Annotated in this window: 18 protein-coding genes; 6 read left to right on the plus strand and 12 right to left on the minus strand. The window is 74.4% G+C overall.

Going from position 1 to position 20510, the window contains the following annotated elements:
* Window positions 1-78 precede the first annotated feature (78 nt).
* Complete coding sequence (locus BMW99_RS11550) at window positions 79-2268, plus strand: alpha-galactosidase (RefSeq protein ID WP_069463223.1); 2190 nt, start codon at window positions 79-81, stop codon at window positions 2266-2268.
* A 21-nt stretch (window positions 2269-2289) separates the two neighbouring features.
* On the opposite strand, the gene BMW99_RS11555 is transcribed toward BMW99_RS11550, so the two are convergent.
* The gene (locus BMW99_RS11555; protein ID WP_069463222.1) at window positions 2290-2946 is read right to left on the minus strand and encodes an ATP-binding protein; all 657 of its coding nucleotides are present in this window, start codon (window positions 2944-2946) and stop codon (window positions 2290-2292) included.
* A 201-nt stretch (window positions 2947-3147) separates the two neighbouring features.
* On the opposite strand from BMW99_RS11555, the gene BMW99_RS11560 reads away from it, so the two are divergent.
* Both BMW99_RS11560 and BMW99_RS11565 read left to right on the plus strand, forming a co-directional pair.
* Window positions 3148-3384 (plus strand): DUF397 domain-containing protein, encoded by a 237-nt coding sequence (locus BMW99_RS11560; RefSeq protein ID WP_069463221.1) that lies wholly within the window; start codon window positions 3148-3150, stop codon window positions 3382-3384.
* Between the two features lie 86 nt (window positions 3385-3470).
* Complete coding sequence (locus BMW99_RS11565; protein WP_069463220.1) at window positions 3471-4379, plus strand: helix-turn-helix domain-containing protein; 909 nt, start codon at window positions 3471-3473, stop codon at window positions 4377-4379.
* Between the two features lie 93 nt (window positions 4380-4472).
* On the opposite strand, the gene BMW99_RS11570 is transcribed toward BMW99_RS11565, so the two are convergent.
* From BMW99_RS11570 to BMW99_RS41770, 3 genes are all read right to left on the minus strand, one after another.
* Window positions 4473-5285, minus strand: a complete 813-nt coding sequence (locus tag BMW99_RS11570; protein ID WP_069463219.1) for an SAM-dependent methyltransferase — start codon at window positions 5283-5285, stop codon at window positions 4473-4475.
* A gap of 101 nt (window positions 5286-5386) precedes the next feature.
* A complete protein-coding gene (locus BMW99_RS39190) occupies window positions 5387-6124 on the minus strand; it encodes an LmeA family phospholipid-binding protein (RefSeq protein WP_075016739.1) in 738 nt (245 codons plus the stop codon).
* Entirely contained in the window at window positions 6121-7002 is an 882-nt protein-coding gene (locus tag BMW99_RS41770) for a TetR family transcriptional regulator (RefSeq protein WP_069463217.1), read from the minus strand. Before BMW99_RS41770 ends, BMW99_RS39190 begins: the two co-directional genes overlap by 4 nt.
* 98 nt (window positions 7003-7100) lie before the next feature.
* Here BMW99_RS41770 and BMW99_RS11585 point away from each other — a divergent pair, with 98 nt between their 5' ends.
* The gene (locus BMW99_RS11585) at window positions 7101-9278 is read left to right on the plus strand and encodes an MMPL family transporter (RefSeq protein ID WP_069463216.1); all 2178 of its coding nucleotides are present in this window, start codon (window positions 7101-7103) and stop codon (window positions 9276-9278) included.
* Window positions 9279-9353: 75 nt separating this feature from the next.
* Here BMW99_RS11585 and BMW99_RS11590 read toward each other — a convergent pair whose 3' ends face one another.
* Entirely contained in the window at window positions 9354-10586 is a 1233-nt protein-coding gene (locus BMW99_RS11590) for a hypothetical protein (RefSeq protein ID WP_143080525.1), read from the minus strand.
* 243 nt (window positions 10587-10829) lie between these two features.
* Window positions 10830-11549, minus strand: a complete 720-nt coding sequence (locus BMW99_RS11595) for a DUF4230 domain-containing protein (protein WP_075016741.1) — start codon at window positions 11547-11549, stop codon at window positions 10830-10832.
* A gap of 266 nt (window positions 11550-11815) precedes the next feature.
* On the opposite strand from BMW99_RS11595, the gene BMW99_RS11600 reads away from it, so the two are divergent.
* Both BMW99_RS11600 and BMW99_RS11605 read left to right on the plus strand, forming a co-directional pair.
* On the plus strand, window positions 11816-12820 hold the full coding sequence (locus BMW99_RS11600) for a YihY/virulence factor BrkB family protein (protein WP_079138930.1): 1005 nt from the start codon (window positions 11816-11818) through the stop codon (window positions 12818-12820).
* Window positions 12821-12893: 73 nt separating this feature from the next.
* Window positions 12894-13361 carry an SAM-dependent methyltransferase gene (locus BMW99_RS11605; protein ID WP_069466580.1) on the plus strand — a complete coding sequence of 156 codons (468 nt, stop codon included), beginning with the start codon at window positions 12894-12896 and terminating at the stop codon, window positions 13359-13361.
* A gap of 35 nt (window positions 13362-13396) precedes the next feature.
* Here the strand turns inward: BMW99_RS11605 and BMW99_RS42895 are convergent, their stop codons facing one another.
* The 6 genes from BMW99_RS42895 to BMW99_RS11635 form a co-directional block, all read right to left on the minus strand.
* The gene (locus BMW99_RS42895; protein WP_069466581.1) at window positions 13397-13774 is read right to left on the minus strand and encodes a hypothetical protein; all 378 of its coding nucleotides are present in this window, start codon (window positions 13772-13774) and stop codon (window positions 13397-13399) included.
* Window positions 13775-13875: 101 nt separating this feature from the next.
* Window positions 13876-15276: an extracellular solute-binding protein gene (locus BMW99_RS11615; protein ID WP_069466582.1), complete on the minus strand. Its 1401-nt coding sequence runs from the start codon at window positions 15274-15276 to the stop codon at window positions 13876-13878.
* The gene (locus tag BMW99_RS11620) at window positions 15273-17900 is read right to left on the minus strand and encodes a vWA domain-containing protein (RefSeq protein WP_075016742.1); all 2628 of its coding nucleotides are present in this window, start codon (window positions 17898-17900) and stop codon (window positions 15273-15275) included. Before BMW99_RS11620 ends, BMW99_RS11615 begins: the two co-directional genes overlap by 4 nt.
* A 5-nt stretch (window positions 17901-17905) precedes the next feature.
* Window positions 17906-18328 (minus strand): hypothetical protein, encoded by a 423-nt coding sequence (locus BMW99_RS11625; protein ID WP_141726121.1) that lies wholly within the window; start codon window positions 18326-18328, stop codon window positions 17906-17908.
* Window positions 18329-18362: 34 nt separating this feature from the next.
* Window positions 18363-19262 carry a YhjD/YihY/BrkB family envelope integrity protein gene (locus BMW99_RS11630; protein WP_069463475.1) on the minus strand — a complete coding sequence of 300 codons (900 nt, stop codon included), beginning with the start codon at window positions 19260-19262 and terminating at the stop codon, window positions 18363-18365.
* Window positions 19263-19413: 151 nt separating this feature from the next.
* Window positions 19414-20406, minus strand: coding sequence for a hypothetical protein (locus tag BMW99_RS11635; protein WP_141726120.1), 993 nt, complete (start codon window positions 20404-20406; stop codon window positions 19414-19416).
* Window positions 20407-20510 lie beyond the last annotated feature (104 nt).

Raw genomic sequence — 20510 nt, forward strand, 5'->3', positions numbered from 1 at the left:
CAAGCAACTGGTGCCAGGACGGCGGGCGGCCCCCAGGGCGGGGTGCGTCCGCCGTCCCGGCGAAGGAAAGGACTCTGTATGCCCACCACTCCCGCGCGGATCGTCTCCCTGCGCGCGGCAGGCACCTGCCTCGTCGTGGAACTCACCGAGCCGGTGCCCAGAGTCCTGCACTGGGGCGCGGACCTCGGCGAGCTCACCGGCGCCGACCGCGAGGCGCTCGCGCTGACCGCCGACGGCCCGATCCTCAACAACGCCCTGGACGAGCCGCGCCGCTTCACGGTGTGGCCCACCGAGGCCGAGGGCTGGCAGGGCACGCCCGCCCACCACGGCCACCTCGCCGGCTCGGCCGGCGCCCCCCGGCCCGCCCTCGCCGCCGTCGAGCACCGCGAGAACCCGGACGGCGGCGGCGACCTCGTGCTCACCCTCACCGAGCCGGGCGCCGGCCTCGACATCACCCTCGGCTACACCATGGACCCCTCGGGCGTGCTGTCCGTGGCCACCGGGGTGACCCGCCGCGCGACCCCCGAGGCCGCGCCCGAGCCGTACGACCTCACGCAGGTCACCACGCTGCTGCCGCTGCCCCGCCGCGCCACCGAGATCCTGGACTTCACCGGCAAGTGGAGCCGGGAGCGCTCGCCGCAGCGCCGTCCGCTGGGCCACGGCACGTACGTCCGCGAGATGCGCCGCGGCAAGCCCGGCCTGGACAGCCCCTACCTCGTCACCGTCGGCGAGCCCGGCTTCGGTTTCCGCGGCGGCGAGGTGTGGGCGGTGCACGTCGCGTGGAGCGGCGACCAGCGCTACCTGGTGGAGCAGCTGCCCGAGGGCGCCGGCGTCCACGCGTCGGTGCTCGGCGGCGGCGAACTGCTGCGCTCCGGCGAGATCCGGCTGGCACCGGGCGACAGCTACCAGGCCCCTGTGTGCCACTACGCCTGGTCGCCCGAGGGCCTGGACGGGCTCGCCGCCCGCTTCCACACGCTGCTGCGGTCGCGTCCCAGCCACCCGCGCACGCCCCGCCCGGTCATCCTCAACAGCTGGGAGGCGGTGTACTTCGACCACGACCTGGACCGGCTGCTGCAGCTGGCCGAGCGGGCCGCGCAGGTCGGCGTGGAGCGCTTCGTGCTGGACGACGGCTGGTTCTCCGGCCGCCGCTCCGACCACGCCGGGCTCGGCGACTGGACGGTCGACCCCGTGGTGTGGCCGCACGGGCTCACCCCGCTCGCGGACCGGGTGCGCGCCCTCGGCATGGAGTTCGGGCTGTGGGTCGAGCCGGAGATGGTCAACCCCGACTCGGAGCTGGCCAGGGAGCACCCCGACTGGGTGCTCGGCCCCGCCGCCGGCGGCGGCCCCACCGCGCGCCACCAGTACGTGCTGGACCTGGCCAACCCGGACGCCTGGAAGTACCTGCTGCAGAGCCTCGACTCCCTCGTCGACACCTACGGCATCGCGTATCTGAAGTGGGACCACAACCGGGAGCTGGACGAGGCCGTCCACGGCCCCGACGACCGCCCCACCTCGCACGGCCAGGTCGTCGCGGCCTACCGGCTGATCGACGCGCTGAAGGACCGTCACCCGGGCCTGGAGATCGAGAGCTGCGCGAGCGGCGGCGGCCGGATCGACCTGGGCATCCTGGCCAGGACCGACCGGGTGTGGGCCTCGGACTGCAACGACCCGGTGGAGCGCCAGTCGATCCAGCGCTGGACCGGGCAGCTGCTGCCGCCCGAGCTGGTCGGCACGCACTTCGGCCCCTCGCCGAGCCACACCACCGCCCGGCAGAGCTACGACGGTTTCCGGCTGACCACGGCGCTGTTCGGCCACGCCGGCATCGAGCAGGACATCACCGCCTGCGGTGACGAGGAGCTGGCGCGGATCACCGCGTGGACCGCGCTGCACCGCGAGTTGCGGCCGCTGCTGCACGGCGGCGTGACGGTCCGGGCCGACCTCGGTGACGACGCGGTGATGCTGCACGGCGTGGTCGCGCCGGACGGCGCCTCGGCGCTGTACTCCTGGGTGCGGCTCACCACGTCCCGCGAGGCCCAGTCGGGCCGGGTCCGGCTGCCCGGCCTGGCCGCCGACGGCCGCTACGAGGTGCGCGTGCGCGCCGAGTTGGGGCTGCCCTCGTTCCACCAGACCAGCGGGCCGCAGTGGCTGACCCGCGCGCTGGAGGGATGGGTGCCGCTGCCCGGCGCGGTGCTGGCGGTGGCGGGTCTGCCGATGCCGACCCTCAACCCCGAGCAGGCGCTGCTGATCGAGGTGCGGCGGCTGCCCTGAGCGGCGGGTGCGCCGCGCGGCTCAACGGCCGCTGGCGAGGCGGGCCCAGACCGTCTTGCCGGCGGCCTCGGGGGGCGAGTGCCCCCAGGTCTCGCTGAGTTCGGCCACGATGCGCAGGCCGCGGCCGGACTCGGCGAACGGCTCGGGCTCGGCCATCGCCGGCAGCGCGGGACTGGGGTCGGCCACCGCGCAGACCACGGCGTGGTCCGTTCGCACCAGGGCGATCCACGCCGAGGGCTTCGGCGGCAGCAGGGGCGCGGCGGCGGGCTGGAGGGCGTGGGTGACCGCGTTCGCGACCAGTTCGGCGGCGATGGCGGTGGCGTCGTCCACCAGGTCCGGCAGCTGCCAGCCCGTCAGGGTGCTGCGCAGGAAGCTCCTGGTGCGGGTGACGCTGCCCGGGGTGGCGTCGAAGCGGAGGGCCGCGAAGCCGCTCTCGGCGCTGCCCGTGGGGCCGCCCCACGCCTGCGGCACGCCGTGCAGGAAAGCGTCGAGCGCGGTGTCCACGGCCGTGCCCTCGGGGGTGCCCGCCGTCGCGTTCCGCGCGGTGTTCCGCACGGTGCCCCGGGACGGACGGGCAGCGGTGTCCGGTGTGATGTTCCGCTCCGCCAGAACGAGTTGGGGCCGTCCGCGAGGATCGCACTCGGCGTCGGACCCGGAGCCGGACGACTGCGCGGTCATGCGCTTCACCCCTCGGAGCGACGTGTTCGGGCACGCAAAGAGATCACTGTCCCACTCACAGTATCGCCGCGAGGGGACTTCCGGTGCAATTGCATCGGGAATTGCATCCGCAAGTGCGCGGCGGGTACGTGTGTACCTATCGTGGTTCCTGATGCGGAAGCAGACCCGCGGGGTGGCTAACCCACGAAGGAGTGATGCCAAGTGCAGCAGTTCGACAACGGAATCCAGGCCGGCTCGCTGACCGGAGTGCGCTGGGTGAAGAGCGGGCGCAGCAACCAGAGCGGAAACTGCGTCGAGGTGGCGGCGCTTCCCGACGGCAGCGTCGCGGTGCGCAACTCCCGTCATCCGGACGGCCCGGCGCTGATCTACACGCGTGCGGAGATCACCGCGTTCGTGGAAGGGGCCAAGGACGGCGACTTCGACGCCTTCACGGCGTGAACTCGACTGATCGACAACGCCGTTAGGCGGCGAAAGCGGGCTCCCGGGTGCAATACTGGCCTGTCAAGTATTCGTTGGGAGCCCGCATGCCCGCAGTGCCAGTGTCGCAGCCTGTCTCGCCGATACAGCTCCTCGAACGCCGCCCCGACATGGGCTCCAAGGCCATGGCACGCGTCCTGGGGAACTACCTCCGGGCGCTGCGCGAGAGCAGGGCCATGTCCCCGGCCGCCGCAGGCCACCACATCAGGGCGCACGCCTCCAAGATCAGCCGCATGGAGACCGCCCACGTGTCGCTGAAGGCCCGCGACGTGGAGGACCTGCTGGCCCTCTACGGGGTCACGGCCGACGAGCGCGCCGAGATCGCGCGGATCGTGCAGCGCTCCTCCCAGCCCGACTGGTGGCAGTCGTACGGCGAGGTCGTCCCCGACTGGCTGCAGCAGCTCATCGGCCTGGAGCGCGACGCCCACGTCATCCGCACCTACGAGACGCAGTTCGTGCCCGGCCTCCTGCAGATCCCCGCCTACGCCGAGGCCGTCGTGCTCAGCGGCCACCGGCTCGCCCCGCCGGACGAGGTCGAGAAGCGGGTGAACCTGCGGCTGGAGCGCCAGCGCCGGATGTCCGAGCCCGGCGCGCCCGTCCTGTGGGCGCTCATCGACGAGGGCGTGCTCTACCGCCCGGTCGGCGGCCGCGACGTGATGCGCGCCCAGCTGGAGTACCTGGTCGAGGCGCTGCGCCAGCCCGGCATCCGCCTGCAGATCGCCTCCTACGCGGCCAGCGCCGCCGCCACGCCCGGCGCGGCGGTCACCTATCTGCGGTTCGCCCAGGGCTTCCTGCCCGACGTGGTGTACCTGGAGCACATGACCAGCGCGGTGTACCTGGACCGCCTGGAGGACCTGGACCGGTACCGTGCCGCGCTCGACGAGCTGAGCGCCCTGGCCGCGACGCCGGCGGCCAGCCGGGCGATGCTGGAAGCGGCCCTGGAGCACTACCGCTGACCCCGGACGACACGAGGAGGCCCCGCACCCACCGGGTGCGGGGCCTCCTCGCGTGCGGAGCGCCGCCGGGGCGGCCGGGAACCGGCCGCGGGCTCAGAGACGGGCCACGCCGCCGAACTCGATCCACTCGGCGCTGGGCTGCTTGGGCGCCAGGTCGTTGTCGGCCCGCCAGGTGGAGACCTCCACCAGGCCCGGCTCCAGCAGTTCCAGGCCGTCCAGGTAGTGGGCGACGTCGGACTCCTCGCGGACCCGGCCCCAGTTGCCGTTGGTCGACAGGTCCATGAACTCGGTCACCCCGCGACGGGTCTCCTCGTCCTCGCTGACCAGCTGGCAGACCACCAGGAAGCTGCCCTTCGGCAGCCTCTCGCGGACCCGGGCCACCACGCCGGCCGGGTCGTCCGAGTCCGGGATGCAGTGCAGCACCGAGACGAACAGCGCGGCGACCGGCTGGTCCATGTCGATGAGGCGCTTGACCTCGTCGCTGCTCCAGACGCTCTCGGTGTCGCGGAAGTCGGCGGTGATGACGGCCGTGTTGTCGTTCTGCTCCAGCAGCGCCCGGCCGTGCGCCAGCACGATCGGGTCGTTGTCGGTGTACACCACGCGGGCGTCGGGGTGGATGCGCTGCACGATCTCGTGCACGTTGTCCGCGGTGGGCAGGCCGGATCCGTGGTCGACGAACTGCTTGATGCCGTAGTCCTCGGCGAGCACCCGGACCACGCGGCGCAGGAACTGACGGTTGTTCAGGGCGAGCACCTTCATGCTCGGCACCTGCTGCAGCAGCTGCTCGGTGGCCGCGCGGTCGGCCGGGTAGTTGTCCTTCCCGTCCAGGAGGTAGTCGTACATGCGGGCCACACTCGGCACCGTCACGTCGATCTTGTCGGTCTGCGGTGTGTCCGCGTGTTCCATGGGGTCCCTCTTGACTCTCGACTCTGAGTAGTCCGGCGGTTGCGCAAGTTCCCTCATCCTAGGGAGCGTTGATCGCCCGGTCGAGACTGTTCCCCAGGTCGTTACCGGGTGCACCCGTGCCTGGTGCCGGACGTGGCGCCCGGCGTCAGCGCCAGGTCGAGGCGCAGCCCCTCGGAGTCGGTCACCGCGCGCACCAGCCGTACACCGCCCGGAAGTTGAGGGAGCGTCACGGACTGCGGACCGAGCCGTCCGGCGAGTGCCGAGGTCCGCGGGTCGGCCGCCAGGCCGCCGACCGTGAACTGCCGCCCCAGCAGCGAGACATCGGTGGGCGTGACGGTCAGCCGGCCCCCGGCCGTGGCGAGCCGGGCGTGCACGGCCAGTGGCAGCGGGATGCCGGCGAGCGTCCCGGTCAGCACCAGGCCGCCGTGCCCGTCCCCGCTCGGCCGCAGCCCCGCGGCGCGGCTGCCCATCCGTGCGGCGAGCTGCCCGTAGGCGAGGGTCGCGGTCGCGGTGCCGCCGGCGATCGCCCCGCCGGTGGTCACCCCGTGCAGCTCCGCGGCGACAGACAGGCTCGTGCCGTCGCGGCGGACGTCCCGCGCGGCGATCCGGACCGTGCCCACGTCGCCGGTCAGCAGCCGCAGCCCGGGCAGGGTGCCGGTCAGGCCGGCGGAGACCGGCCCGCTCGGTCGCAGCCGGCACGCGGCGGCGCCGGCGATCCGGCCGCGGGCGACGTGCTCCAGCACCAGGTCGCCGACGCCGGCCAGCACGACGGCGGCCGCCACCGCGCCGGCGGTCACGAGCAGGGGAGTGCGGCGCGGCCGCGCGAAGGGGTTCCTCACCGGGCGCCGGTCCCGTTCCCGATCCGCGACAGGATGCCGAGGGCGGCGGGCAGCAGCGCGGCCGGCTCGGGAGCGGTCCCGTCCGCGACGCCGCGGGCGGACCGGGTGCGCAGTATGGCGCGCACCGTCGACAGGCACGCGCAGGCCAGCATCGCCGCGTGCAGGTCGCGGTCCGGCGTCCACCGCGGCAGGCGCGCGGCCACCAGCTCCGTCAGCTGCTCCTCGAACCCGTCGAACGCCTGCACCAGCAGGTCGACGGCGACCGGGCCGTCGAACACGACCGGGCCGTCGGCCAGGTCCGGACCGCCGAGCGCGACCTGACCGTCCGCCGGGTTCGGGCCCTCGGCCGGGTTCGGACCCTCGGCCGGGCCCCGACCGCCGGCCGGGACCGCTCCGTCCGAGGCAGACGCCCGCGCCTGCCCGCCGTCCGCCGTGGGGGCGAGGGATCCGGCGGCGGCCAGCAGCGCCGCGCACACCGCCTCCAGCGGCTCCTCCCGCGCCGGGCGTGCCGCGAGCTCCGCCTCTATCCGGGCGAGCAGCTCCGCGGCGTCCGGCAGCAGCAGCGCCTCCTTGCTGACGAAGTACCGGAAGAAGGTGCGCTCCGAGACGTTCGCGGAGGCGGCGATGTCGGCCACGGTCGTCGCGCCGAACCCCTGGTCCGCGAACAGGCGGGCCGCGCCCGCCCGCAGCTCCCTGCGGGTCTGGGCCTTCTTGCGCTCCCGCAGGCCCGCCCCGGCCCGCCGGCCACCGGCGCCGCGTGCGGCGTCCCGGCGCTCCCGGTCCTGATGCTCCGCGTCCCTGCGCCCCGACCCCTGGTGGGGGACGCCCCCGCGCCCGGTGTCCGGGCGGACGTCCCGGTCTCTGGCCTCGGCTTTCACACGGGCAGCCTAATCGCCCTGTCGGCCCTGTCAATTGGCAGCCATGACACTTTCTGCCATGGTCGAGCCAGCACCGCACGCCAGGAGGCGGCCCGTCCATGACCTCTTCGACCCCTTCGTCCTACCTTCCAGACCCCGCACCTGAGGTGCCCTCAGGCCGACTGGCCCGGCTCGGGGCGTTCTGCGGACGGCACGCGGTATGGGTCATCGCCTGCTGGCTGGTGCTGCTGGTCGCCGCGCTCGCCGGCCGGGCGATCGTGGGACCGACGTTCAGCGACCAGGTGACCCTGTCGGGCAGTCAGTCCGCCACCGGGACCGACCTGCTGACCGCGTCGGACCCGGCCGCGGCGGCCCCCAGCGGCCTGGTGGTCTTCCACACCGGCTCCGGTACCGTCGCCGACCACCAGTCCGCGGTGAACACCACGCTGGGCAACCTGCGGAAGATGCCGCACGCCACGGGCGCCTCGGCCCTCGTCACCAGCAGCGACGGCCGCACGGCCTACTCCACGGTCACCTTCGACGAGCAGCTCAAGTCGCTCGGCAACGACTACACCGACCAGCTGGACACCGCGACCGCCCCGGCCCGCGCCGACGGCCTGGGCGTGGCGTACGGCGGCGGCTTCGACCAGATCACCAACGCCCCCGCCAACGACCTGAAGAGCGAACTCGTCGGCATCGGCGTGGCCCTGGTCATCCTGCTGCTGGTGTTCGGCAGCGTCTTCGCCGCGGTGCTGCCGCTGGTCTGCGCGCTGGTCGCGGTCGGCGTGGGCATCGGCGTGGTGGGCATCGTCGCGGGCACGGTCAGCTTCGCCACCGCCGCGCCCACCCTGTCGACGATGATCGGCCTGGGCGTGGGCATCGACTACGCGCTGTTCCTCACCACCCGCTTCCGCCAGGACCTGATGGACGGCCGGACTCCCGCCCAGGCCGTCGCCAGGACCAGCGCGGTGACCGGGCACGCGGTCCTCGTCGCCGCCACCACGGTGTCCGTGGCCATGCTCGGCCTGTACGCGTGCGGGCTGACCTTCATCGGCAAGCTCGGACTCGCCGCGACCATCGCGGTCGTCATCACCGCCACCGCGTCGCTGACCCTCGTCCCGGCCGCGCTCACCCTCGTCGGCCGGCACATCGACCGGGTCCACGTCCGGCGCCCGGTCGCCGAGTCCGCGGGAGAGAGCGACGACTGGCACCGGTACGCGGTGTTCGTCTCCCGCCACCCGGCCGAGTTCCTGACCGCCGGCTGCGTCCTGCTGGTGGTCCTCGCGATCCCGCTGTTCTCGATGCGGCTCGGTCACGTCGACAGCGGCGCGAACCAGTCGGGCACCACCAGCAGGACCGCGTTCGACTGGATCTCCGACGCGCCGGGTCCCGGCTTCGGGCCGGGCGCCAACGACCCGCTGACGGTCGTCGTCGACGTCCAGCACGCCACGGTCCCGGCCGGCCAGATCGCCGACGACGTCACCAAGGCCCTGCAGGGCGCCGGCGACATCGCCCGCTTCACCCCCGTGCAGCCCACCCCCGACGGCAAGCTGCTGGTCTCCACGGTCACACCCGTCGACGTGCCGCAGTCGGCGAGCACCGGCGGGCTGCTCAACCGGCTGACCGGCGCCACCCTGCACGACGCGCTGCGCGGCACCGGAGCCACGAGCTACGTCACCGGCACCACGGCCAGCCAGTACGACTTCCGCAACACCGTCAAGGACCGCCTGCCGATCATCATCGGGATCGTCCTGATCGCCGCGTTCCTGCTGCTGATGACCGTCTTCCGCAGCCTCGTCATCCCCGTCAAGGCCGTGCTGCTCAACCTGCTGACCACGGGCGCCTCGTACGGCGTGCTGGTGGCCGCGTTCCAGTGGGGCTGGGCGACCGGGCTGCTCGGCCTGCCCCAGGCGGTGCCGATCGAGTCCTATGTGCCGATGATGATGTTCGCCATCGTCTTCGGCCTGTCCATGGACTACGAGATCTTCCTCCTCTCCCGTATCGCCGAGGCGTGGTACGCCACCGCCGACAACACCCGCTCGGTGGGCGCCGGGCTCTCCGCGACCGGCCGGGTGATCTCCAGTGCCGCGCTCATCATGACCGCGGTGTTCCTGTCGTTCACGGCCTCGCCGACCGTGGTGATCAAGATGCTCGCGGTCGGCCTGGCCGTCAGCGTCATCCTGGACGCGACCGTCGTCCGGCTGGTCCTGGTGCCCGCGACGATGTTCCTCATGGGGCGCGCCAACTGGTGGTTCCCGCGCCGCTTGGACCGCATCCTGCCCCGCGTCCACATGTAGCCCGGGGCGTCACCGCCGCTCGTGAGGGGGACCGCCGCGCGGAGCGGCGGCCCCCCTCACCCCCATGCCACGCGATCAGCCGGCCACCGTGGCGGCGCCCTGAGCCGCACCGCCGGTGCCGTCGATCGCGTGGGCCTGAGTGCCGGCGCCGTCGCGGGCGACGGCCGGCAGGTCGTGGAAGCGCACCCCGGGACGGCCGGGCGGGTCGGCCGGGCACCCGCCGCGCCCGGGCCCGCCGGCGGCCCAGCCCGCGCCCGTGCCCTGGCCGGCCCGCCACGCCCACACGCGGTCGAGCTGCACGTGGTCGCTGTTGACGACCAGGGCGGTGGCCGCCCGGCCGCCGGCCGGCTCGCTCCCGCTCCGGGACGCCTGCGCGCCCTCCGGGGGGCGGCCGGCGTCGGTGGAGCGGTGGGTGTCCGCGCCGCCGATCCGGAAGAACACGTCCTGCACCGACGCCGGTGCGCGCGGGTCGGACCGACCGCCGCCGCTGCGGCCCAGCTCCAGCAGCACCGGTGAGGTGACCGGTCCCGCGTCGAACAGCAGGCCCGCGATGCGCACGCCCCGCGCGTCGCTGACGGTCATCGGCACCGTGGCGCCGACCGGGGCCAGCACGGCGAGGCCGAGCCCGAGCACCACCGTGCCCGCCCACTTGACCCGCACCGTGTCCGCCAGCCGGTAGACGCCCGGGGTGAGCAGGAGGTGCCGGCCCTGCGCCAGCGCCCTGTTGAGGGTGCGCACCGAGTCGCCGGGCCGGGCCACGAAGAAGCGGTCGAGCGGCACCGACCAGCCGTGCGCCGGGCCGCCGCCACCCGGGACCGCGCCGCCGCGCAGCGCCGGCAGGAACACCCGGTACGCGCCCGCGCCGTCGACGTACAGGAACGGCTTGCCCCGCGATGCCACCACCCCGCCCGCGGGGACGCCGGCGGACGGAACGAGGGTGAGGTTCTCCACGGGCGGCCGCAGCTCCGCGGCCACGGCGTCGCCGTCCTCGGGCCCCCGTCCGCCGGACGCCCGCAGCGCGCCTTCGACGGTCACCTCGTGCGGCGACAGGCCCAGGCCCGCCACCCAGGTGCGGGCGCCGAGCCGCGCGTCGACGCGGTACCTGCCGGGCCTGAACAGGAACGCCTGGTGCTCCCCGGCCGGTCCGGTCGCGGCGGCGTCCAGTGCCGCCCGGACCTCGGCGGCCGGAGTGCCGGGGGCGAAGACCCGCACGCGGGGGCCGAAGTCGGGCTCCGGTGGGGCCTGCGCACCGGCAACCGCCGTACGGGGGAAGGCCGTTGCCGGGGCCGTGGCGCTGAAAGACGACATGGGGGACGACCCACCTTCACAGGGATGGCCAGCGACCGGACGACTCACGGGAGTTGGGCGGACAGCGCACTGAGAGCGCTCTCTTGGAGAGGTACCCTGCGGGGTCCTCCGGCCGGCTGTCAAGCCGGGAAGAGAGCGCTCTCCGATCGCCGTGGTCCTGCGAGGTCTCCGGTGCGGGTGGGGCGTGACAGGTGCGTGCCGGCGGGCAGCCGCGGCCGTGCGGCCGCGGTCAGCCGGCCGGGGTCACTGCTTGGCGGAGGCCGAGGGAGAGGAGGATGCCGAGGGGGAGTGGGGCGCGGTGGACGGGGGCGGGCCGAAGGTGACGTTCACGCTGCTGAAGCCGAGCGAGGTCAGCATGTGCTCCAGCATCGTGCGGGTGTTGGTCTCGGCGCGGGCGGTCAACTCGGTCTTGCGGGCCGCGTCCTGGATCTTCTGCGAGGCGAGGATGCTCAGCTTCTGGGCGTTGCCGGTGTCGCTGCCGAAGAAGTCGCCGACCCGGTCGAACAGGCCCCGCTGCTGCGAGACGATGTAGGAGTGCTCCGGGTCGAGTGACGTGCGCTCCAGCGCGGCGTGCGGCAGGCGGATCGTCGCCGTCTTGCGGTCGTCGGAGACCGTGACGGCGCCCGGCCCGATCGAGCCGAGGTCGACGTAGGCGTTGACGCTGCCGGCGCCCACGTACAGCGTCCGTTCGCCGTGCACGACGTCCGGCAGGTACTTGGCGTCCTTCTGCAGGTCGACGACGACCTCGAAGTTGCCGCTGGCGCCCTCGAACCGGCTCATGTCCTGGATCGACTTGAGCAGGACCGGCCCGCTGCGGTCCTCGGTCTTCTCGGCGAACGGGTCAGGGAGCCCGGGCAGCAGGTGGAATCTGCCGAACAGCAGTAACACCACGAGCAACGCGGCCAGTACGACGACTATGCGCCCCCACCACGGGGTGCGGTTCACGACGGTCTGTGCGGTCATGACGTACCTCCTCGCCGTCCGTCTGCCCCGGGATCGGCGCGAAATCGTTGCGAACACAACAGTCGTGCAACGAATCGGCCAACTCCGGTCTCGGCGCGGGTCCCCGCGCAGGTCCGCGCCATGAAGGCCGGGTTCGCGGGCAGGAGAAACGCGGCGGCCGAAGCGCGGTCGTGCGGGTGTTCAGGTGGGAGGGGTGAGCGGTGGCGAGTGGCGAGGGCGTGCCGTCCGCCGGGCGGAGGTCCGTCCGGGGCAGGCGCCGGGGCAGGGTGCCTGACCGGGACCTGTCCGGCACGACGGCGGTTGAGCCGTCCGGCGGGACGGCCGCGGGCACGATCGGCGGGAGGACCGCGGACGGCATCGGGGTGGACGCCGGCGGCACTTCGGACCCGAAGGCCGGGGACCGGCGGCGCAGGCGGCCGGTCGCCGCGACGTTCGCGATGCTCGGGACGCTGTTCCGGGCGCTGGTGTCGGCCTGGGACAAGGACGCGACGGAACGGGCCGCCGCGCTCACCTACTACGCCGTGCTGGCGCTGTTTCCCGCGCTGCTGATGACGCTGTCCCTGGTGGGGCTGACCGGCAACCCGGACGCGAGCGGTGTGCCGGGCGGACTCGAGGTGCTGATGCCGGGTCAGTCCCGCCCGCTGGTGGCCGACACGCTGCGGCACATGGCGACGAACGCCTCGGCGACCACCTCGCTGGCCGCCTTCAGCGGCGCGGGCGCGGCCTGGGCGGCGTGCAGCTACGCCGCGGTCTTCCGCCGCGCCCTGCACCACATTCACGGTGTGGCGGACCACCGGCCGGCCTGGCGGGCCGCGCCGCGGGTGCTGATCACGGCGCTCCTGCTGCTGGTCCTGCTGGTGTGCAGCACGGTCTGCGTGGTCGTCAGCGGTGAAGTCGCCCACCGGGCAGGCGCGTTGCTGCACCTGAGCGGACCGGTGGTGTCCGCGTGGCGGGCGCTGCGCTGGCCGGTGCTGGTGGCGGTGGCCGCCGTGACGGTGCAGATCCTCTTCCACTCGGGACCGCGCGGGTTCCGCGGCGTGCGGGCGAACGCGCCGGGCGGGGGAGTGGCCGTCGGGCTCTGGCTGCTGATCTCCGCCGGGTTCGCGATCTACACCGCGCGGATGGGCACGTACAACTGGCTCTACGGCCCCCTGGCCGGTGCCGTCGCGTTCCTGGTGTGGCTGTGGTTCACCAACCTGGCGCTCCTGGTCGGCGCGCACTACAACGCCGAGCGGGCCCGGCAGCGCGCGGCCCGCGCGGGCGCCGGGTGACGTACCGTCAGCCGGAGCCCGGGCCGCGGCCGAACCGCCGTCACCGGCCGGGCGGGGTGGATAGCCTCGGGCCATGCGGAGCTTCGAGATCACTCGGATAGGCACGGTCCACAACGACCGGACGGATGTCCAGCACACCGACAACTGGGGCGCCGTCCGGAGCACGATCACCGTCGACGAGCGTTTCGGCGAGGCCTGCCTGCAGGGGCTGGAGGACTTCTCCCACGTCGAGGTCCTCTTCGTCTTCGACCGGTTCCCGGAGAGCGACGACCACCGCGAACCCCGCCCCTCCCGGGGCCGCGCCGACCTGCCGCCGGTCGGCGTCTTCGCCGGCCGCGGTCCCCGCCGGCCGAACCGCATCGGCGTGACGTCCTGCGCCATCGTCTCCGTGCACGGGCGCGAGCTCACGGTGGTGGGCCTCGACGCGGTCTCGGGCACCCCGGTCATCGACCTCAAGCCCGTGATGCGGGAGTTCCGGCCCGCGCACGTCGAGCAACCGGAATGGGTCGGCCGCCTGATGGCGGACTACTTCCGGCCGTAGCGCGCTCACCGCCCGCCGCGCCCGCGCGCCAGGCCCTAGGCGAGCGGGCCGGGGCGCGGCTTCCGGCGGGCGGCGGGTTCCGCGCCGGGTTCGGCGCGCGGCTCGGGCACGGGTTCCGCGTGCGGGGCGGACCCGGGGCCCTGCCCAGGCCCATGTCCAGGCCCCTGTCCGGGTCCCGATCCGGGGGCGTCGGCCCAGGTCATCTCCTTGAGCTCCATCCGGGCGGCGGGCGCCGAGCCGGGGAGCGTCGCCCAGAACGGATGGGCGGTGATCCGCACCGACAGCCGGACGAGCCGCCGGCGCAGCACCGTGGTGTGCGTGCCGCTGCCGCCGCTCGCGGCCAGTTCGCGATACGTGGCGTACCAGTCGCGCTGCGCCTGGACGAGATCGTCGGGGAAGGAGTGGTGGGGCATGGGCAGGATTCTGGCACAGGTTCGAACGGGTGTGCGATACGGGGGCCGGGGTGTCGCGGGGCGATTCCGGAACCGCCCGGCGATACCGCCCGCCGGGCGCGCTACTTGCCGGACAGGGCCCTGCGCAGCGCCGTGTCGAGCTGCGCGGCGACCTTGTCGGTGTCCTGCGGTCCCGTCCCGGTGAGCCAGCGGTGCACGACCGACTGGAGCGCCTGCGTGAACGCCCCGTAGTACGGCGTGCGGGGGCGCTGGACGGCGGACGTGAGGGCCGGCAGCAGCGTTCCGGCCGCGTACTGCGGCCGGTGCTGGTCGTCCGTGGGCATGCTGCTGCCCTCGCCCGTCGTCGCGCCGGGCGACGGGCTCGCGGACGGCGGGGCGGAAGCGTGCGGCAGCGGGCACGTCACCCGGGAGTCGTCGTAAGCGGAATTCCGGGTCGCGGCGAATCCGGCGTCGAGCAGGCAGCGCTCGCTGCCCTGGTCGGTGAGGAACTCCGCCAGCTTCAGCGCCCACGCGGCGCGCGGCGAGGCCGCGGACACCGCCAGGTCCTGGCCGCCGAGCACCGCCTTGCCCGGCAGGGGCGCCACCGCCAGGTCGGCGGCGGGCAGCGACTGCGGCAGCAGCCGGTAGGCGTACGGCCAGTGGCGGAGGAAGGCGGTGCGGCCCGCGGCGAAGTCGTTCAGCGACTGCGGCTCCTTCGAGGACAGCGCGGCCGGCAGGGCGTACGCCGTGCGGCTGTGCAGCTCGTCAAGGCCCCGGCTCAGGCTCACCGGATCGGCGACGTAGTGGCCGTCGGCGTCGGTGAGCGGCACCCCCGCGGTGGCGAACGCCTCCACGGCGTTGACGGTCAGCCCTTCGTAGGAGGCCAGCTGGGTGGTCCAGCCCTGCTCGTACCCCTTCGGCGCCGTCGTGGCGAGCTCCTGGATGATGTTCCGCAGCTGCTGCCAGTCGGTGCCGGCCGACGGGTAGTTGCCGAGGTCGATACCCGCTGCCTTCAGATAGTCGGGGCGGTAGTAGAGCAGGCCCACGTCGCTGTTGAAGGGCAGCGCGTAGACGTGCTTCTTCCACATCGCGGTGCCCGCCACCGACGGGATGAAGTCCGAGCCGGCGCCCAGGTCCACCGAGCCGTCCAGCGGGGTGATCAGGCCCGCCTGGGCGAACTCCGGCACCCAGGTGACGTCCAGGTTCACCAGGTCGTAGTCGGCGCTGCCGGACTGCAGCGAGCCGAGCAGCTGGCTGCGCTGCTCGTCCGCGTCGCCCGGGAGTTCGAGCAGCCGCGCGGGGTGCTCGCGGCCCTCGGCGGTGAGGTTCCACGCGTCGATGAGCTGCTGCCGCACGCCGTCGCTGCCCGTCACGTCCAGCCCGCTGGCCACCACGATCTCGCCGCCGCCGCTGCTGGTGGGCCGCGGAGCCGTGCCGGAGCCGCCGCCCGTGCAGGCGGTGAGCAGCAGGCCGAGGGCGGCCGCGGCGCCGAGCGCCGCCCTGAGCCGGGCCGGTGTCCTCACTGCGCGCCCCCCGTTCCCACGCCGGTGACCGCCTCGCGCAGCCCGGCGATCTGGTTGCCGCCCGGGTCCAGGCAGCGGCCGCCGGTGGCGCCGGCCACCTCCGGACCCAGATGCCGGCTGCTGCTCGTGCAGCCGGCGCTGGTCAGGGACACCCAGTACACCGGGACGTGCTGCGCCGTGGCGGCGCTGCCGATCCGCTTCAGCTGGTCCGGGGTGATCCAGGTGTCGTCCTCGTCGTCGGTCAGCATCACGATCAGCTGCGGCCGGCCCGTTCGCTGATCGCGTTTCAGCTCGCCCAGCGCGTCCAGGACGGCGTCGCCGGGGTGGGCCTCGCCGCCGGTCCGTGCCGCCGCCAGCCGCTGCCGTGGTCCGGTGGGCGACGCGTAGGACCCGAACGGGACGAGCGCGTGGTCGGGCGGGCTCGTGCCGGACACCGTCCACACGCCGTACTGGTCGTCGGGCCCGAAGGCGTCGAGGGTCTGGGCGACCAGGTCCTTGGCCCGGCCGGGGCCCGACCACACCTTGTTCACCGTGTCGCCCATCGACGTCGAGGAGTCCAGCAGATAGAGCACCTGGCCGGGGCCCCGCGCGCTGTGGAACTCCGTGAGCGCGCGTTCCACCGAGGCCGCCGGAGCTGCGTCCGCGGGGTGCGGCAGCTGGCCGAGAGCACGGCCCGGGCCGGTGAGCCAGGACCCGGCCGGCGGCGCCGCCGCGTCGCCCGCGTGGTCCGACAGGGCGCGGTAGCCCGCGTCGGTGAACACCTTCTGCCCGTCGGCGCCCGTGAGCCAGCCGTGCAGCGCCTCCACGGCGGCGTTCCGGGCGGCCGCGTCGCGGTCGCCGCCGCGCCACGTGACGTGGACGAAGGGCAGGTCCAGCATCCCCACGTCCGACGGGTACTCGGGTGCGCGCTGCCCCAGCCGGCCGGTGAGGCACTCCGGTTCGTGCAGCGGGGCCTTCGCGTCGTTGAACTGCGCCATAACCTGCTCCGGCACCACCACGGCCGCCCGGTCCTCCAGGCCGGCCGGCCCGGACGCCAGGGCGCACATCAGCTCGGACGAACTGCGCGGCGCCGGGCTCAGCAGCGCGGTCTGCTGCTCCAGCGCGCGGACCCCGGCGTCCGTGACGTCCGCGGCGCCGCCGATGCCGTAGAGGCCGACGGTCGCCAGCTGCGCCGCGTCCGTGTACTCCGGATCGGCCCGCAGCACCACCGCCTGCTTGTTGCTCGCCTGCAACTGCGTGACCAGCGACGCCAGCGGGACCCCGGTCGCGTTCGCGGCCGGCACGGCGAACGTGCGCAGCACGGCGAGCACCAGCGGCGAGTAGGCCAGCGGCCCGAGCGAGTCCAGCGTGGCCGCGCCCCCGCCCCCGCCCCCGCCTCCGCCCCGGGCCCGCTCGTAGCTGACGGACGAGCCCGGTATCCACACGTCCGGCTGGGGGCCGATGTCGCGCTGCGGCTGGAACGTTCCGGTGGCCGGCGGGCTCTGCCACTGGGCGGCGCGCCGCAGGCCGGTGACCGCGTCGGTCGCCTGCGGCGACTCGATGCTGATGCCGGCGCGGCGGCAGCCGTGGCCGTCGTGGTTGTCGCCCGAGTCGAGGAACGCGTCGACCGCGCGGCCGACGGTGGGCTCGACGTCGGGGTCGGCGAGCAACCGCAGCTGCACCGGCGGGGCGCAGGCCGGGCTGCCCTCCGTCCACCGGTGGACGCCGTAGCCGCCGGCCGCCAGCAGGACCGCGAGGACCGCGGCCAGCGCGGTCAGCGGCCGCGAGCGCGCCGCGTCCCTGATCGCGGTGACGACCCGGCGCCCGGCCGACCTCACCGCGGTCGCCGCCCGGGCCACGAGGCGGCGCCGGGCCTCCTCGCGGCCGCCGGCCACGCCGAGGATCACGTCGCGGCCGCCCTCGGCCAGGTGGTGGCGCGGCTCCCACGGGTCGCCGTCGTCGGTCCACGAGCCGTGCATCGCCTCCTGCAGCGCGGTGGCCAGCGGCGCCAGCCGGACCAGGCCGTCCTCGGCGCCCACGCCGTGGCGCAGCAGCCGCACCAGATGGGCGGTGTACGGGGTCGCCGTGGTCCCGCGGCCCGCCGGGATGCGGCGGTTGACCTGCACGGCGGTGAGCACCGAGATGCGGTCGCGGCCGGCCTCAAGGGCGCCCGGCTTGAAGCTCTCCAGTGCGTTGCCCGCGAAGCAGCAGTCGAGGACCACCACGATGCGGTCGACGGTCCCGTTCACCGCGTAGCCGCGCAGCTTGCTGCGCAGCACCTCGTTCCACGACACCGACTCGCTGTAGTGCGGCTCGTCGCCCGGCAGGCGGCGGGAGGAGCCGAAGGTGAGGAACAGCTCGGAGCCGTCGTGCGACAGCCGTCCGTGCCCGGCGAAGTACACCAGCAGCAGTCCGCGCGCCTTCTTCGCCGCCCGGTCGAGCGCGGTCAGGAAGTCGCTGCTCCCGACGGGCGCGGCCCTGGTGACGTCCTCGGGCCCGAAGAGACCGCCGGCGCGCAGGGCCTCGGACAGGTCGTCCAGGTTGTGCCGTACGCCGGGCAGGTCGTCCGCGTACGTGTAACCGTCCACCCCGACGAGCAGGGCGTGGTTGACCCTGCCCCTCGGGTCGAAGTCGGGGCCTGGCACGACGTCTACCGGATCCCTTCGCCCTCGCCGTCGTCCGTTCGCGAGCCCGGGTCGGGGCCGTCGTCACCGCCTCGCGTGCCGGTGTCGACGTGCGGGGGCCGGGCCCCGCTGTTGTCCGCCCAGGCGCGCACGGCCGCCTTGACGCGCGTGTACAGGTCCTCGAACGCAGGGCTCATGGCCGCACCCGCCACGACCAGCACCAGTTCGGTGATCACGCCGCCCATCGGCGGGCCCTCGGGACCGGTCTCCCGCGCGGTGCCGTCCTCCTCGGGGAAGGCCACCCGCAGGCCGGAGTCCCGCTCCGCCCGGGCGAACCAGTCCTCCCGGCCCAGCCAGCGGTGCAGCGCGCCGAGATCGCGCTGACTGCCCCCCTGCAGCCGTATGCGGATCTGGCGGCCTCCCCCGTCCCCCTGCACACCTTGCGTCATAACACACCACTCTGGCACGTCAGTTGAGACGCCGTCACGCCTTGTGGCGGTTCCTGATCCGGTTCAGTGGCAGGGCCAGCGGCGGCTGGGTGGCGAGCACCGCGCCGGCCGTGAGCGTGACGGTGATGACCACGCAGATGGCGATCAGCCAGGACAGCAGGGTGAACACCGAGCCGAGCGAACCGTAGGTGGCCAGGCTGTGGTTGAGGGCGGTCGGCATGTAGATCCTCGCCGTGACCGACAGCGCCGTCATCGCCCCGGCGGTGAGCACCGCGCCCGGAAGCAGCAGCAGCCACGGCACCCTGCCGCCGAGCAGGAACCGCTGGGTCCACCACCACAGGCCGACGTCCATCACGAAGATCAGCGGGACGCCGAGCCACAGCCCGGCGCCGAAGCCGTCGCGCATCGGCCCCTGGAGCACGAGCACGGCCACCCAGGTGATGATCCAGGTGAACCAGCGCCACACGGCCATGCGCGCGGACGTCTTGGGCAGCTGCCAGGCGCGCTGGCAGACCCGGCCCATGGCCCGGCTGCTCGCCGTCGCCGACAGCAGCGCCACCAGGGCGCCGATCACGCCGGTCGCCTGCCGGGTGCCGTCCTGGCCGCTGTGCTGCGCCCCGTACAGCTGCCGCAGCTGGTCCTCGGACGCGCCGGTCAGGCCGAACACGTCACGGGCCGACGTCAGCAGCTGGTCGCGCACGCTCTGCGGGGTGAACGCCGCGGCGACGAGGATGAACGGCACCGCGGTCAGGAACAGCTGCGCCGCCAGCCTGGTCGCGGCGTCCAGCACGTTGACCGACAGCAGGCGCGCGGTCAGCTCGGTGATGACCGGGAAGCGCCGTTCGGCCTCCTGACGCGCGGACTCGGCCCGCGACCGCCACCGCCGCGTCCGGCCGGGCCCGCGGCCACCGGGAGGCGGCGCCGGTGTGGCCATGCGGAGGACCTCCACGACGGGTGCGGCGGCGAGGGGCGGCGGGCGGACGCGGACGCGGCAAGGGCAGTGAAGGCATTATGCGCGGAATGCCCCCCTGTGCGGTGCAGGGGCTCGGGTGGTGTCCCGACGGCGGCGCGGGCCGGCGGGCCGGTCAGCCGTGACCGCGGACGGAGCCCGCGGGCGAGGAGGCCGACAGCACGAATGTGGCCAGATAGCGGTGGTGGGCGTACCCCGCGGCGGCCAGTGCCTCGGTGGACAGCGGGTGCCAGACCCGGTACACGGCCCTGCTCCTGCCGTCCCGGCCGTACGGGCGGTCCGAGGGTGCGTAGTCCTGGGCCCACACCCCGTCCCAGGTGCCGCCTTCCGGGAGCGCCGGGCTGGACGTCACCGACACCAGCAGGCTCCTCAGCCGTGGGGCGGCCGGGTCGGGCGCGGCGCCGGGCGCGGTGCCGGGCGTGGTTTCGGGCCCGGGCCCGGTTCCGGGCGTGGCGGACTCCGGCGGCCGCGGAGAGAACGGGACGGTGAGCGCGACCGGTTCGGGCGGGACCGGTGTGGCGGGCGTCCCCGTCCCCTGGCCGGACTGCGCGCTGAGGGTGAAGTACAGCCCCCGCAGGGGACTTGAGGAGCCGGCCGGCGATCCGGTCGGCTGCCAGGGGAGTCCGCCGACCGCCGTGTCCAGTTGCCGCAGGCGTGCGGGCAGGTCGCCGTCGAAGGCCACGTACAGGGCCGTCTCGCGGACGCAGCCGGCCGGGGTCCAGTGGCGGCTGACGCTCATGAAGGCCGACTCGAGCGTCGCGGAGCAGAAGTCCGTCACCGAGGTGCCGAGCGGCTGGGCCCACGGGGTCGCGGCACGCAGCCGGTCGAGCTGTCCGTCCATCGTCCGCGTCACCGCGAGGTCCGCCGCGCGCACCCCCGGTTCCCCGGCCACCGCCTCGATGTCCGGGCCCGGCGGATTCATCGCCCGGTGCCAGCTCCAGAGGATCCCGCCGGCCACCAGGGCGAACAGCACCAGGAGGGCCGCCACCACGTGGAGACAGCAGTCGCCCGGTCCGTAGCGGCCCGGCACAGGGGTGCCCGGCCGCCCGCGTTCCGTCAGGGCCCTGCGTTCGGCCGCGTACCCATGGATCCCGCCCCCGTGTTCCATGGCCCGATCCTCACGGGCGCACGACGCGCCGCCGCAACGCCCGGGTCTCCGTTGGGCATCGGCTTCCCGCGCGTGCGTGAACGCGCCGGGGCGGGCCGGGGGGA

The sequence above is a fragment of the Actinacidiphila rubida genome (assembly GCF_900110255.1).
Lineage (GTDB): Bacteria > Actinomycetota > Actinomycetes > Streptomycetales > Streptomycetaceae > Actinacidiphila > Actinacidiphila rubida.